The 15,015-nt window shown below is 46.2% G+C and carries 13 protein-coding genes and 1 pseudogene; 5 read left to right on the top strand and 9 right to left on the bottom strand.

Features of this window, described 5'->3' with window-relative positions:
• Positions 1–97 precede the first annotated feature (97 nt).
• From MO387_RS18320 to MO387_RS18305, 4 genes are all read left to right on the top strand, one after another.
• Positions 98–415 (top strand): DUF2007 domain-containing protein, encoded by a 318-nt coding sequence (locus MO387_RS18320; protein ID WP_006082273.1) that lies wholly within the window; start codon positions 98–100, stop codon positions 413–415.
• Between the two features lie 128 nt (positions 416–543).
• Positions 544–903: a rhodanese-like domain-containing protein gene (locus tag MO387_RS18315; RefSeq protein WP_107948228.1), complete on the top strand. Its 360-nt coding sequence runs from the start codon at positions 544–546 to the stop codon at positions 901–903.
• A gap of 19 nt (positions 904–922) precedes the next feature.
• A complete protein-coding gene (locus MO387_RS18310; RefSeq protein ID WP_107948226.1) occupies positions 923–1,834 on the top strand; it encodes a bifunctional precorrin-2 dehydrogenase/sirohydrochlorin ferrochelatase in 912 nt (303 codons plus the stop codon).
• A gap of 159 nt (positions 1,835–1,993) precedes the next feature.
• Entirely contained in the window at positions 1,994–2,539 is a 546-nt protein-coding gene (locus MO387_RS18305) for a YaeQ family protein (protein ID WP_006085495.1), read from the top strand.
• Between the two features lie 83 nt (positions 2,540–2,622).
• On the opposite strand, the gene MO387_RS18300 is transcribed toward MO387_RS18305, so the two are convergent.
• Positions 2,623–5,082 (bottom strand): S8 family serine peptidase, encoded by a 2,460-nt coding sequence (locus tag MO387_RS18300; RefSeq protein WP_107948224.1) that lies wholly within the window; start codon positions 5,080–5,082, stop codon positions 2,623–2,625.
• A gap of 1,015 nt (positions 5,083–6,097) precedes the next feature.
• Here MO387_RS18300 and MO387_RS18295 point away from each other — a divergent pair.
• Positions 6,098–6,589, top strand: coding sequence for a GNAT family N-acetyltransferase (locus MO387_RS18295; protein WP_107948222.1), 492 nt, complete (start codon positions 6,098–6,100; stop codon positions 6,587–6,589).
• Between the two features lie 313 nt (positions 6,590–6,902).
• Here the strand turns inward: MO387_RS18295 and MO387_RS18290 are convergent, their stop codons facing one another.
• From MO387_RS18290 to MO387_RS18255, 8 genes and pseudogenes are all read right to left on the bottom strand, one after another.
• Positions 6,903–7,343, bottom strand: coding sequence for a rhodanese-like domain-containing protein (locus tag MO387_RS18290; protein WP_199908732.1), 441 nt, complete (start codon positions 7,341–7,343; stop codon positions 6,903–6,905).
• Between the two features lie 94 nt (positions 7,344–7,437).
• Positions 7,438–7,650 carry a DUF2892 domain-containing protein gene (locus MO387_RS18285; protein ID WP_006082265.1) on the bottom strand — a complete coding sequence of 71 codons (213 nt, stop codon included), beginning with the start codon at positions 7,648–7,650 and terminating at the stop codon, positions 7,438–7,440.
• A 43-nt stretch (positions 7,651–7,693) separates the two neighbouring features.
• On the bottom strand, positions 7,694–10,936 hold the full coding sequence (locus MO387_RS18280) for an efflux RND transporter permease subunit (RefSeq protein ID WP_107948220.1): 3,243 nt from the start codon (positions 10,934–10,936) through the stop codon (positions 7,694–7,696).
• Between the two features lie 36 nt (positions 10,937–10,972).
• Positions 10,973–11,986: an efflux RND transporter periplasmic adaptor subunit gene (locus MO387_RS18275; protein WP_107948218.1), complete on the bottom strand. Its 1,014-nt coding sequence runs from the start codon at positions 11,984–11,986 to the stop codon at positions 10,973–10,975.
• A gap of 171 nt (positions 11,987–12,157) precedes the next feature.
• Complete coding sequence (locus MO387_RS18270) at positions 12,158–12,874, bottom strand: SIMPL domain-containing protein (RefSeq protein WP_006082262.1); 717 nt, start codon at positions 12,872–12,874, stop codon at positions 12,158–12,160.
• 146 nt (positions 12,875–13,020) lie between these two features.
• Positions 13,021–13,407 carry a VOC family protein gene (locus MO387_RS18265; protein WP_006085487.1) on the bottom strand — a complete coding sequence of 129 codons (387 nt, stop codon included), beginning with the start codon at positions 13,405–13,407 and terminating at the stop codon, positions 13,021–13,023.
• Between the two features lie 103 nt (positions 13,408–13,510).
• Entirely contained in the window at positions 13,511–14,812 is a 1,302-nt protein-coding gene (locus MO387_RS18260) for a porin (RefSeq protein ID WP_107948216.1), read from the bottom strand.
• A 107-nt stretch (positions 14,813–14,919) separates the two neighbouring features.
• Positions 14,920–15,015: pseudogene (locus tag MO387_RS18255) on the bottom strand (IS5/IS1182 family transposase); the annotation flags it as partial.

Genomic DNA, 15,015 nt, shown 5'->3' with positions numbered 1-15,015 from the left:
ACAACTGGTGTAAAAATCAGCGCTCGACAGGCTCTGCTATTTAGCAGTAGGATGTCGGCAACCCATATTCCAGAGAGTTGTAGCCGTAGGATGTCGCATGGAAGAACGTAAAGTGTTAGTTGCTGGTGGTAATTTATTGCAAGCCCACACATGGAAAGGTTTATTAGAGGCCTGTGGTATTCATGTTGAGCTCAGAGGTGAAGCGCTATTGGGCGGTATTGGTGAGCTTCCTACTGGGATGCAAAACGTCGAGTTATGGGTGGGCGAGTCCCAACATGCGTCGGCGCAAGTGCAACTGAATGCGTTGGATGTCGAAAGCCCACAGTGGCAATGTGTGCAATGCCATGAAACCAATGAAGGCAGTTTTGAGTTGTGCTGGCAATGCAGCTCTGAGCGCAGCGAAAGCCACAACTAGCCTTGGATAAGCAATCACTTCCGCTTTGTGCTGTGGCTGAAAGATTGCGTCTACTGGATGAGAAGATTACACTTTGCTGATAAGCTGACATTCATCATGTCATTCAATATCTTATCTAGGAGTCAGTGATGCCGCATCCCAGTGCTTTTTCCGCCCTTGTTGACGCAATTCTGCCTAACATCACCGAAGTGACCATTGAAGCCTATCAGGCCGATGATAGCTGGCACCTTGTGGATGTGCGTGAGGATCGCGAGTGGCTGCAGGATCATTTACCCCAAGCAAAACATTTAAGTCGGGGTATTTTAGAGCGTGATATCGAAGCACGTTTCCCCGATAAGCAAACCCCCATATTACTCTATTGCGCGGGTGGTGCGCGCTCAGCCTTGGCGGCCCATAATCTGCAACTCATGGGTTACACCCGCGTTGCCTCATTGATTGGTGGCTATAAGGGCTGGGTACAGCGTCAACTGCCAGTCGTGCAGGATTAAGCGTTCAGGATCTCATCTAATGCAATATTTCCCCTTGTTTGTCGATACGGTTAACTTAAATGTCTTGCTGGTGGGGGCGGGTGATGTGGCGAGCCGTAAGCTGGCGCTGCTAACACGTACCGAAGCCAGTATCCATGTGATAGCCCCTGAGGTGAATCCTGAAGTGCAGCGTTATGCCGATACGGGTCGTATTTTGCTATCCCAGCGTGAAGTGGTCCACGCCGATATTCAAAATTATGATCTGGTGTATTTAGCCACGGCAAACGACAGTCTTAATGCCGAGTTGGCGACTCTAGCCACCGCGCGCGGTATTTGGGTTAATGCCGTTGATAATCCGGCATTTTGCCGTTTTATCACCCCTTCGATTGTCGATAGAGGCCGTTTAGTGGTGGCGATCAGCACTGCGGGTGCTGCACCGGTATTTGCACGCACGATTCGCTCGCGCTTAGAATCCAGCCTACCGCAATCACTCAAGCCTTTATTCGACTTTGTCGCCGATAGACGCGTCGAAGTGCAAGACAAGCTCGATTCAACCTCGAAACGCCGTTTATTTTGGGAGCGTTTTTTCGATACCAATGGCGACCGTTTCGATAGTCGTACCGCCGAGCATTACCATAATGCGTTTAATCATTTAGTTAGCCGCGGCGAAATCCTTTTGCTAGATGATTCAGCCTCTGTGGACTTACTGCCGCTCGCTGCCATGCCGTTACTGCAGCGCCTCGATTGGATCTATAGCCAAGGGGAGTTGAGCGACGAATTGGCCGAATTAGTGCGTCGAGATGCTAATCGTGGTGAGTTACCCGCACTCAGTGAATTGAGCCAGCAGTACGAGCAGGGCACTCGGATGTTGCTGGTGGCCGATGCGCAAAAAATCAGTCTGTTGAAGGCGCATTTCCCGATGGCTAAGCATTTACGACCCGGTGCGATTTAACCTCTTATCGATTCAGCCTTCTGTCCGATTGCACTTTCTGTTCGATTTGATGGACGTATCCTATTGTTCGTTTGAGCTAATGCCGAGTCTCAGGTAGACTCGGCAGCCTTATTTTAGGATTTCGCTGTTTCAGGATTTCACTCTGCATTTAGGATGACTATGGCCCTCAAAGCGACCGTGTTTAAGGTCAATTTACAGATAGCCGATATGGATCGGAATTATTACCAAGACCATCAATTGACGCTTGCCCAGCATCCTTCCGAAACCGATGGCCGCATGATGGTGCGTTTACTGGCGTTTATTGTGAATGCCAGCGAAACCTTAAGTTTCAGTAAAGGTTTGTGCGTCGATGACGAGCCCGAGTTGTGGGACAAAACCTTATCAGGCGAAATTGATCTGTGGGTTGAGTTTGGTCAGGCCGATGAGAAATGGCTGCGAAAGGCCAGTGGCCGTGCCAAAGTTGTGCAGTTATTTACCTATGGTGGCCGTAGTGTACCCATTTGGTGGAAACAGAATCAGCAGGCGTTAGAGCGTTACCAGAATTTAACCGTGTGGAATATTGCCGAAGAGTCAGTCACGGCGATGGAAGCCTTTGTTGGGCGTAATATGGCATTGCAGGTTTCTATCAGCGAAGGCCAAATTTGGCTATCGGATAATGAGACCAGCGTGTTGATCGAACCTGAAATCCTCAAAGATATTGCATAACATGTCTTGTAAAAAAAGAGCCTGCGATTGCAGGCTCTTTTCATTTATTACTTTCATTTCTCAGTAAGCGTATCAATTTGGATTTATTGGAAGCTCAGCTCCCAGCTATCGATATAACCCACATCACCACGGCCACTGTCTACGGCTTTTAACTTCCATACGCCGTTCGAATTAGCACCCGTCATATCAGCGGTATAGCTCTTGTTGATATTGGCAGCACCTGAACCTGTGTTGCTATGCAATGTAACTGTTTTACCAGAAGGGCTGATCAGCTGTACTTTTAAGTCACCAATATAAGGGTGGACTATGTTCACTACCGCAGTCACAGTGCCTGAATCACCTGTGCGAGTGACCGTGATTGGGCTAGTGATCCCTGCTGCTTTGTTATCAGGGATGTTGTAGTTATCAGTGTTGCTATAGCTTGCAGGCGTAGTCGGTGGCGTTCCGCCGCTAGATGCTGTGTAGCTTGCTGTTAATGACACACCAGTGAAGGCAGAGTAGCCTTTCAGCATGGCGTAGTAAGTGCCTGATTGGATATTGGTGATTGGGCAAGACTCGCTATTGCCACTTTTATACGGACGGCAATCATAGTTAGCTGTAGTTGGCGCTGCACCATATTGCACATACAAGTCCGCATCACCTGTACCACCGTTCATTACAAAGCCTAAGTTAGTTGCACCTTGTGGTACGTCAAAGGAGAAGTGCAGTTCTTCACTCGCTGCGCCGCCTAAGCCTGTTTTAGCCACACCGTTAACTAGCACGCCATCGGTTGGTGTTGGATCAACCGGACCCGTTGGGCCAGTACAAGAGGCATCTAAGAAGGTTTTCGCGGCAACAGCGTTGACTAAACCATAGCCATAGTAGTTATCACGACCCGCAGTACCAAGATCTTCGGCGGTCATTTTCAATGCGTTACGAACTTGCGCCGCGCTACACTCTGGGTGATAGCTCCAGACTAAGGTTGCAACACCTGACACATGTGGCGTTGCCATCGAAGTACCGTTGTAGTACTCGTAATCTTTATTGCCTTGGTTGCTGACTGTTGCTGTCGCACCCAGTTGGTTACGCAGTGCTAAACCTGTTGCGCGATCCACTGATACGGAAACCATATTGATTTCACTGTTTGCATCGACAAGGAAGGGGTTTTGTAAGCCAGGTAATGCCGCGTTACTGTAAACAATCGCCGCACTGGCACCGGCATTTTTACAGGCTTTAGCCGCATTGATTTCAGGGTAACTTGTGCCTTGATTGCCAACACGTTCCACTAAACAAATCTTATTGGTCATGTTGCCGCAGTTGAAGCTAGTTCCGCTGACGCTACATTCGGCAAGCGTAGCTGTCGCTGTACCGTTGTGTGGTGCTGGCACATAGTTGCCGCCCGATGAAATGAGGCGATTATGAGGCACCACACCTGAATCAAAGTAAGACTGACCACCGATAGTAATATCGGCTAAACGGCCTTCGCCACGGGTAACCGTCGACAGAATCGCTTCACCTGGGCCAGATATTTCAACTTGGTTGGTGTATTGGGAAAATGCAGAGTGGTCTTTATGATTATCCACTGAGGCGACTGACATCACGCCATCGTAGGATGCTGGATAGCTGTGAGCACTATTGCCATCGTTACCTGCAGCGGCAATCAAGAGAACACCATTATTATAATGGGCAGCCAGAGCATTACGCTCAGTGGTGCTCGAACCCGCACCACCTAAACTCATAGTGACAACGTTAGCGCCGTTGGCAACACAAGTATCTACCGCGGCCACTAAGGATGAAGAGTAACCCCAGCCAGATTCGTTAAACACTTTTACGACATGAATATTGGCAGTTTGATTTGGCATTACGCCGATCACGCCGTCGTTGTTGGCAATTGCCGCAATCGTGCCCGCAACGTGAGTACCGTGGGCGTTGTTGTTACCTGGCTCGAACCAGTTGCCTGTGCCTGAGTTATTGGTGCCCGTGACATTATTGCCACTTAAATCGCTGTGACTACGATCGTAGCCAGAATCGATAATACAAATAGTACGATTGCCTGCTTGGCTATCGCTTAACTGAGTCGCCCCCACAAAGGTTTGACCCCAAGGCGTGCTTTCACTCAGTAAGTGACGCGGCATATCCTCTTCAACATATTCCACATCGGCGCGTTTTTTTAACGCATTGATGCCGTTTGCATCGAGTTTGACCGAGTAACTGTTACTGCGGCCGATACGTTTCATTTCCTTCGCTTGTACTTTGTTCAATGCAGTGTGTTGAGCACTGATTTCCGCCATTTTGGGCTGATAATTCATGGTGGTTGGCAGCGTATCAGTTGCCGCGTCACTCGATTGCTGATCACTCATTGATTGCACATTACTGGCTGACATTATGGTAGCAGCATCGGCATTTTTAAATTTCACTATGTAACGCTTTGGCAGTGGAGAGGTTTGTGCTTGTAATGCCGCGGCAAAACCTGGTGCTTGTGGTGCTGCTTGTACACCGGCTGAGATCGCAATAGCTAAGCTTGAAAGACTTAACGCTATTTTAGTGGTTCTGTTGATTGTCATGTTCTTCTTCCATGGTCAATTTAGTGTTAATCATTATTATTTTATGTTTCATAAGAATAACTACGACTCAGATGCTACTCGGTTAGTGAATTTATCTGCGACCAAAGTATTTGTAAATCAATTGTTAACAGTATGATTGCTTATAAAGCCTCATATTTTATAAGCAGTTAATTTGAATATAAATTCAACATGTAACGAGTTGTAACTAAGTTTTATTCAATTTCTTGTTTTTTTATGTGGTAAAAATGAATAAGTGAATACGAATTTACGGTCAATATGAGTACTTTATATTGACTTTCATGTTTCTATGCAATTGAAGTTTATGCATATATTTTTTAGTGATTATAAATAACTAAATATCCCTGTAAAAATTGGTCATTATAATGAGTTTTTTTCAAGTGATTGATTATGCGAAATTGTTGCAAATTTCTGTCAAGGGAGTGGCAGTTGCCAATTCATTGACGACGGCTGAACCAAACTCGTAAATTTGTTGATGTGTTTTTTGGAGGAGAATGTGAGCGGCAAAACGAGAAGTGAAAGCATGCGATATGGCTGATAACGGTAAATGCTGAGTGTACATTATCCAAAATAGCGTTACAGGATATGAGCTACCACTGCAAACTCGTACATGCTTCAATTATGTTTGTGAGGCTAATTATGTCGATAACTTTCAATTAAAAATTTTGAATAATCTTATTTATTTTTCATCGTTAGAACAGTCTAAAAAATATATTCATTTAAATTATTATAACGCCCATTAGTGTGGCGTTTTACTTCTAAGAATCTGCATATATAAGCTCGAATTTTTAGCATTTTCACAAAACTTGACATATAAGCATTTTGCCTAATAGCGTGTCTATTTGATGGGTGGTAAGTTAAATTAATTCATGAGGTTAAGTTTTTTTCTTGTGGCATTTTTTAAGCGAGTGAGTGCACGAGTTTAAGGCTGTGCACTATAAATCCTAAATTGGAGTCAATAAAAATTATAAAAAATATAACATCTAAGCGGATCGTATTGATATCTTCTTCAGCTGATCATCTTCATATAGAGCTTGAAACACCACAGTTACTTGCTGAAAAATTAAATGCAATTGTTTCAAATGCTTGGCCTTGTGGCGAATATGATTGTGATGCAATGGCGTTTTTTCTTGCTTGCTATGAAAATGGCGGTGAAGCAGCAAAAGGTTGGTATGGCTGGTATGCAATTGATATTAATCCTGTTTCAGAAGAAAGAACGCTAGTTGGCTCTGGTGGTTATTTTGGACCTCCAGATAGTCATGGGATGGTTGAAATTGGTTATTCAGTGCTACCTGAGTGGCAGCGTCGTGGCTATGCTACTGAAATTGTTAATACACTCGTTTCCCATGCTTACTCTTTTGAGAAAACAAAGAACATTATTGCTCATACTTCAGCGGAAAATGAAGCATCAAAAAGGGTTTTGATTTCCAATGGTTTTAGTGAGACTGGCGTTAATGAAGGTCATCTACGTTTTGAACATGTTAGATAGTTAATTTTTTGCCATACATCGGATCATTGATGTTACTTGTGTAGTAGCGAAAACGATTATTAATTTTTATCTGAATCGATTTACGCTAATAAGATACTTCAATATCTCACCATTTACCCGCTATCTTAGAAGTCTAATGTTGGGCTGGATAAAAAGCTTTTTATATAAAGCAATGTTGATTGATAGGCTATTGCTTAAAGTAAGCTTATTCACTTAGACAATAAAAAAGCGCCTTAGGGCGCTTTTAGCAGTTAAACCTTGAATGACTAGAGCGAGGTGACAGTGCTTAAGTGATTAACACTTGCTTCCCGCACTAGAGCCTATTCGATGGCGGTGAATTACTTAGCGGCTTTTTTTGCGCTTCAACTAAGGTGGAATAACCGCCACCATTATAGGTTTGCGTATATCCCGCGGCGACTAAGGCTTCGGTCGCGATACTGCTACGGCGACCACTACGGCAATACAAGACAACAGGCGTATCTTTGGCTATGCCACGCTTGGCAAATTCCTCAGCCACTTGCTCAAAGGGAATATTGACCGCATTGGCTAGATGACCTTCGGCAAACTCCTCAGGCGTTCTGACATCGAGCACCATAGCGCCTGCGGCAATTTTATCCCATGCGATTGCAGGATCTTGGTCGGCGGCGCTGGCCATCATTGGCATTAGTAGCAGTGGCACGAGAACCAGTGATTGCAGGCTTAATAGGGCTAAGCGCATTAGGCTTTGGCCACGGGTTACGAGGTTGTGGGTCACTTTATCTCCTTGACGCCTTTTTGGAAGGCTTGTTTAAGCTAAACGAGTACTCGCTCAGCTAAATCTTAATGCTAAAGTAGTGACTTTATGTGGCTTAACTTTGCTTAGCAATCTCAGCCTCTGATTTTACACCCAATTTGCGTAAAACCATGGCGGCAGGGCAAAAACCGGTAAAAGCACTTTGAAACAGGTTAGCGCCAACAAATGCGGTTAGCCACAGAAAGTTGTGGTGCACATAGGCGGTTAACACCAGTGACAGTAACACCATAAATCCGGCAAAAGCCATAATGCTGCGTTCTAATGACATACCTTACTCCTTGAGGCCATTTTGGTGATGGCCTTTGTTGTGGTTAGTTTTGTGTTTGTGTCTGAACAGTATTCATGCGGTTTTTCATTGCTGTGTAGTACAGCACAGGGATGACAACTAAGGTCAGTATGGTCGAGATAAAAATACCAAAGATCAGACTGATCGCTAAGCCATTGAAAATTGGATCATCAAGGATAAACAGCGCCCCTATCATGGCCGCTAGTGCGGTGAGCATAATGGGTTTGGCTCGCACTGCACCCGAGTGGATCACTGCCCGCTCGAAGGGCACGCCGGATGCGGTTTCTTGATTGATAAAATCGACCAATAATATCGAGTTACGCACAATAATCCCCGCCAAGGCTATCATGCCTATCATGGATGTCGCAGTGAACTGGGCGCCGAGCAGGGCATGGCCAGGCATCACACCAATCACTGTCAGTGGAATAGGCGCCATGATGATGAGCGGCACCAGATAGGATCTAAACTGTGCCACCACCAGTAAATAAATCGCTATCATGCCAACGGCATAGGCGATGCCCATATCCCTAAAGGTTTCGTAGGTGATCTTCCATTCGCCATCCCAGAGCACGGCGACTGAGTCTAACCCTGTGGGTTGGTGAATATAATGCTGATCAAACCCTAAGCCATCGGCGCCATCGATTTTGCCCGCCATATCGAACATGCCGTAGAGCGGGCTGTCCAGTGGTCCCGACATATCGGCGACGACCATGATCATAGGGATCATATTCTTATGGATAATTGGTGCATCGATTTTGCCACGTTTGATGGTCACCAGCTCAGACACAGGCACAGATTGCCCCGTTTGGCTCAGTAACTTCATATTCAGCACTTGCTCTAAATCGACTTTCGCGCCTTCGTTTAATTGCAGGCGGATCGGTATCGGTTGTTTTTGCTGGGCTTGATGTAAATAACTCACATCTTTGCCGCCAACGGAGGTGGCAATCAAGTCGACAATATTGCTGTAGGGCACGGCCATCAGGCTAGCTTTACTGCGGTCGATCATCACTTGCCATTTTTGCTGGGCGGCGGGCAAGAAAATATCGATATCGACCACATCTTTGGTTTCATGGAACAGCGCCTGCATCTCGTAAGCGGCTTGCTCGCGGATTGCGGGGCTTGGGCCATATACTTCGGCAACCAGCGGCGACCACACTGGCGGTCCAGGTGGCACTTCAACTACTTTGATATTGGCTTGATATTGCTCGCCAATTTGCTGCAGTTCGTCTCGCACCGATACCGCTATGCTGTGGCTGTCGCGTTTGCGGTGTTTTTTATCCACTAGGTTTACTTGAATGTCGCCAAGCTCTTGGCTGTGACGCAGGAAGTAGTGACGCACTAAGCCGTTAAAGTTCATTGGTGCGTTAGTGCCCGCATACAACTGCAGATGCTCGACTTCAGGGACAGTCGTCAGATAGCGACTCAAATCCTGTAGCACTCTCTGGGTTTGCTCTACGGGAGTGCCTTCGGGCATGTCTACCATCACTTGAAACTCGGACTTGTTATCGAAGGGCAGCATTTTTAGCACTACAAGCTGACCCACGGGGAGCGCGACGGCGATACCGATCAACACAAATACGCCGGCAGCCAGTCCCACTCTTGCCTTACGGGCATTTTTCCCCAGCAGGAAAGGACCAATTAAGTGGGTGAAGAGACGCACCATTTTAGTTTCGGCTTCATCCTCGTGTGAGGCTTGGGCGCTATCGTGCTTGTCATTGTGTTTCAGCAGTTTACGACTGAGCCAAGGGGTGACGACAAAGGCAACCACTAGAGAAATCAACATGCCCATACTGGCGTTGATAGGGATCGGACTCATGTAAGGCCCCATTAAGCCCGATACAAAAGCCATCGGCAGCAGTGCCGCGATAACAGTGAACGTCGCCAGAATCGTCGGGCCACCGACTTCATCGACCGCCACAGGGATAAGCTCACTAAATGACTTTTTGCCGAGCGCCATATGCCGGTGGATGTTTTCTACCACGACTATGGCATCGTCGACCAAGATGCCGATGGAGAAAATCAAGGCGAACAAGGACACGCGGTTTAAGGTAAATCCCCATGCCCAAGAGGCGAAAAGGGTGATCGCCAGCGTGACAATAATGGCCACACCTACGACTAAGGATTCGCGGGCACCCATGGTTAAAAAGACCAATACGACTACGGCGCTGGTGGCGAAAATCAGTTTTAAAATAAGGGTGTTAGATTTATCCGCCGCGGTTTCGCCATAGTTACGTGACACTGTGACTTCGACATTCGCGGGGATCAACACATTGTCGACCTTAGCAATCCGCTCAATGACACTGTTGGCGATATCGACGGCATTTTGGCCCGCTTGTTTACCAATCGCGATGGCGACGGCGGGATAAATATCGGTTTTATCTGCGTGCCAAACGCTCTGTTTAGGGATGTCACTCTTCAAGCTGATTTCGGCAATATCCGCCAAATAAATCGGAATATGCTTGCCTTGTTTATCTTGATAGACACTGACAACTAGTTGCTTGAGATCGTCTATGGATTGTAAAAATTGCCCCGCCTGAACTTTAATCTCTTGATTACCTTGCACTAAGGATGCGGGCATAGAGACCATATTATTGTCATTCAGGCTTTGTCTTAATTTGTCGTAGGTCAGATTAAAGCTGTTCATCTTGGCGGGATCGATACGTATGTTGGCCACCATGTCGTGCTGACCTACGGTATAGATTTCGCGGGTACCGGGAATGCGCTTAATTTCGGTTTCTAATCCAAGGGCGACATGGGTCAGTTGCTCGGCAGAGACTTGTCTGTCCTTTGACCACAAGGTCAAACTGACAATGGGCACATCATCGATACCGCGCGGTTTGATCAGCGGATCGCCCACGCCTGCGCCCCTTGGCAATTTATCCATGTTGGAATAAATCTGGTTGTACAGGCTGACGATGGCATCATTGCGCGCGACGCCTACCTTAAAGATGACGATAATCAGTGCGCCATCGGGTTGGGAGAACGAATATAGGGTATCTATGCCTTTGATTTCGGAGATCACTTGTTCCGCAGGCAAGGTGACTAAGTTTTCAACTTCGGTAGGTGTCGCGCCGGGAAAAGGAATAAACACGTCGGCAAAGGTGACATCAATTTGTGGCTCTTCTTCCTTTGGCGTCACCAAAATAGCAAATAAGCCGAGTAAGAGTCCGAGAAGCGCTAATAGTGGCGTGATGGCGCTATTTTGGAAGGCGGCGGCAATTCGACCGGAAATCCCAAGTGTGGTCTGTGGTACTGGAGCATGTTTCATAAAACAACCTCGACAAAGCTTAAGTCGCTAGGGAATTTATTGCTTTTTGTTGAGCAACACTTGGTAGGCATCAACGGCAACCTTATCACCCGACTTAAGACCCGCCAGAACTTCGACCTCGCCATCTAAGGGATTGGCGACACGGACTTGGGTGAGTACAAATTCTTCGCCCTTTTTAAGGTAAACGCTGCTCAGTTCGTTCATTGTCAGTAGCACTGAGGTGGGCAGTTGGATTTTTTCTCGTTCGCCATTTTTAAAGGAAGCCTTTGCCCACGTGCCGGGTTGAAGATTAGCTTCATTTTCAGGCAGATTAATGCGTACTTGATAGCTGTGGCTGACGGGATCGGCAAAACTAAAAATAGTGAGATCCTTTGAGATTAACTCGCGGCCATCACTTAAACGGACGAGGAATTCGGGGGCGTTTTTCAACTGATTGATATAACGCTGCGGCACTTGGGTAATGGCGCGCATTTGACTCGCGGAAAACCCTGAAAGTAGTGCTTGTCCTGGGCTCACGGTTTCGCCCAGTTCGACAAAACGCTCTGTGACTACACCACTAAAAGGCGCTGATACCACAGTGTATTTTAAGGATTCGCTGGCTTTGATGACGCGGGCTTGCGCGGCGGTTACGGCTTGCTCTGTGGCCTTAGCATTGGCGGTGGCTTCATCCATCGCGCCCTTAGAAATCGCGCCTTGGGGGAATAACTCTTTATAACGTTTGTATTGCGCCTGTGCTTCAACATTCAAGGCTCTGGCTTTAGCTAAATCGGCCTCAAAGCTTGCCAGTTCAGCGCCTTGTTCTTTACTGGTGATCTCCAGTAGGGCGGCTCCTTCGGGGACAACATCGTTAACATCGTAGTTGAGTTTGACAATACGGCCAGAGGTTTGCGCTGACACAGTCGCCGCTTTTACTGCTTCTATGGTGGCATCTAAGGTGACCCAATTGGCGTAGGGTTTAGTTAAGACTTCGATGGTTTCGACTGAGGCAGCCTGAACTTGAGTACTGGCAAGCGCCAGCAGTAAGAAAAGAACGCGAGAAATTGACGTCATAATTCATATCATCCCAGATGTAATTCATGAGTAAATTCTAATGGAGTTGTTTTCAATAGGCAATCAATATTTATTAGAAAAATTTAATATAGTGTATTTTCCTAATTTAGGAATAAGGCCCATAAGTGCCTTATTCCTATCGTTTCAGTGAGTTCCGACTAAGCCTAAGATTTAGTCATTTAAATAGTAGGTGAGTGTGGACACAATGCGAATTTGTTTAATGTAAGGCGTGCTGTTATCGCGATCCGAAATAGTAAACTGGCCTTGACTGGCGGTTTTAATTTTTCCGAGGCGAGAATCTGAATCCTTAGCAAATTTTTCCGCCACTTCACGGGCATTTTGAGTGGCTTCTTGCACCATCACTGGTTTGACTGAATTGAGATCGGTAAACAGGAATTCGGTGCGATTGTCATACTCTTGGCTGGCGATCGCTATGCCTTCCTTCACTAAGCTAATCATCTGCTTACGAGTATTGAGCATTAAATCAATTTGCGGGGTATAAACCGACAGGTTCACCTTTGCCGAGTAACGGTATCTGACGTTGGGATCGACATAACCTTGGGCTTGGCGATCTTCAATTGAAGGTAATGAAATCGTAATTTCGCTATCGCTAAAGCCTTGTTCCTTTAAAAACGCCACGACGCGGTCGGTTTTTTGCTGAACCGTCTCGTAGAGTTTAGGCAGATTATTATCGACCTCAGTGAAATTGATTGGCCAAATCGCCACGTTGGCTTTGACTTCTTTTTCCGCTAAGCCCTTAACTGTCACTGTGCGTTCCATAGCTTTCATCTGCAATAACGCTGTGCTCGCTGTCTGACCAACATACACAAGCCCAGCACAAAGGAAACCGCCCAGCAGCAGGGCAGGAAGGATGTTATTTTTTTCCATAAAAAGAATCTCTTGATTAGATAAACTCAGCCTACGATACCCAATAAACCTAAGTCATGCACTGGGTTTATTCGGGATAGATGCCGCTTAAGATTTGAGGGAGACAAGTTGGCGATATCAGCTTGATGTCGCTTTATTGAGACGGGCTATTTTTCCGGAGGAATAACACTTGGCTGCCATAATTCGACTTTATTGCCGTCGGGATCGATAAACCAACCAAAGCGGCCAAACTCTGAATCTTCAATGCCACCCACGAGCTGACCGCCACCTTGTTCGACCTGTATGAGCGCTTGGGCCAGATCATCAACGATAAAATTGAACATAAAGCTCTTATCTGAAGGCTCAAAATAGTCAGTGCTATGGGCGAAGGGCGTCCAAACATGGTAGCCGAGTGTCGCTTTATCTGTGTGATAAAACGCGGCGCCGCCCCAGTTTTCAATGGGGACCTGAAGATGGGTTTTATACCAAGTTGCCAAGGTAACGGGATCTGCACTTTTAAAGAAAATTCCACCGAGTCCAATGACTTTAGCCATAGCCGTAGCTGCGTGTATAGGAGTATGAATTAACTTTAGGCAATAAATGCTTAAGATACAAAAAAGCCGCAAAAAATGCGGCTTTTAGGATTAAGCGTTTAGCTTAGAACTGGTAGCTGTATTGAACTGAGTAGTACATACCGCTTGATTCAGTAATTGCATTCACAGGACCTATGCCTGTGATAGAGCTGTTTTCGATCAGGTGAACTTTTTCACCTTTAATATAAGCGATACCAAAGTCAACGGTGTTTTGTGGGTTGATGTTGTAGCTCATACCCGCTGTATACCAGTTACGGTCAGAGTCTGGGAATGAAATTGAGCTAATTTCGTCCACAACGCCTTGGTCATGCATATAACCTGCACGAACGGTGAATTGTTCGTTGATAGTATAAGTACCACCTAAGCTGAATAACCATGAATCTTTCCATTGGTATTCTTTCAGAGCAACGTCGCCTACGGCTTGAGTCATTCCAACAGCTGCAATCGTGGCTGTACCATCTTTAGCCGTGATTTGATCAAAGTTGCCCCACTGGGTGTGCTGCGCTGTATAGTGCAGAGCAAACTTAGGGGTGATTTGATGAAAACCTGCAACTTGGAAGATATCCGCTAGCGGTACATCTAAACTATCAAAATTGGTCGCGACCGGAACAGTACCCACACCAGGAATAGTTGTCATCGAGACAGTATTGATATCACCTTCAACATTCACTGTTGGGCTGAAACGGTAGCTGATACCGAAACGGTTATCTTTATCTAGCTCAATAGTTGCACCCACTATACCACCGAAGGCCCAGCCGTCAGCGTCGACGTCAACCAAAGGCGTAGTGCCCATGTTACGGGTTAAACGACCTTCACCGTAAATGGCATCCACACCCGCACCGATACTGAACATGTCATTAATACGGTATGAAAGACTGGCGTTAAAGTTAACCGTTGTGACTTCTGTTTCGCCAAGCAGATCATAGGGTGCTGGTGAGTTTGCAGGTAAACTCTTTGAAAGTGAGCTGGCATCGGTACCAGTACCAAAGTTAGAAAACGCGGCAAAACCGACGGCGAACTTATCGTCGATTGGGTGGATGTAGAAAATATTAGGGATAATTTTAGAGCTACCCGCATCATCAATGCTGCCTAAGTCAACGGCACCACCGGCAAAGTTAACGTCTTTAACATCAACAGTAATATCGGCATAAGTTAAGCCGAAGGAGATCGCATCTTTATCGAATAATGCCATAGCAGCAGGGTTACGTGATAACACAGAAGCGTTATCGGCAATAACCGCATCACCCGCAAATGCACGGCCCATACCTGTGGCTGATTGGCTGTTGAGTTGGAAACCTGAAGCTAAGGTTTGAGTACTTGCTAATGCGACAGAAACGGCAATGAGTGTCTTGTTGAATGTTTTCATTATTATTCTCTCTATTCTTTATAAGTATTGGATTTTTATTCGGTCCTAGTCAGCCGAAAGTATTTAAATCCATTTATTAGGGCCTGTTGATCTTTGCTGTTCATAATTTAGCCAACCCACATTGGCAGCCATATAAGGCAGCAAGCCAAGGCCAGTGTACTTGCATAATTCCGGGCTAATTTATCATACCTTGTTGCTACTGA

Source organism: Shewanella sp. N2AIL (assembly GCF_022690845.1).
Classification (GTDB): Bacteria; Pseudomonadota; Gammaproteobacteria; order Enterobacterales; family Shewanellaceae; genus Shewanella; species Shewanella baltica.
The sequence above is the reverse complement of the archived record's forward strand: the minus strand, read 5'-3'. Positions and strand labels throughout refer to the sequence as shown.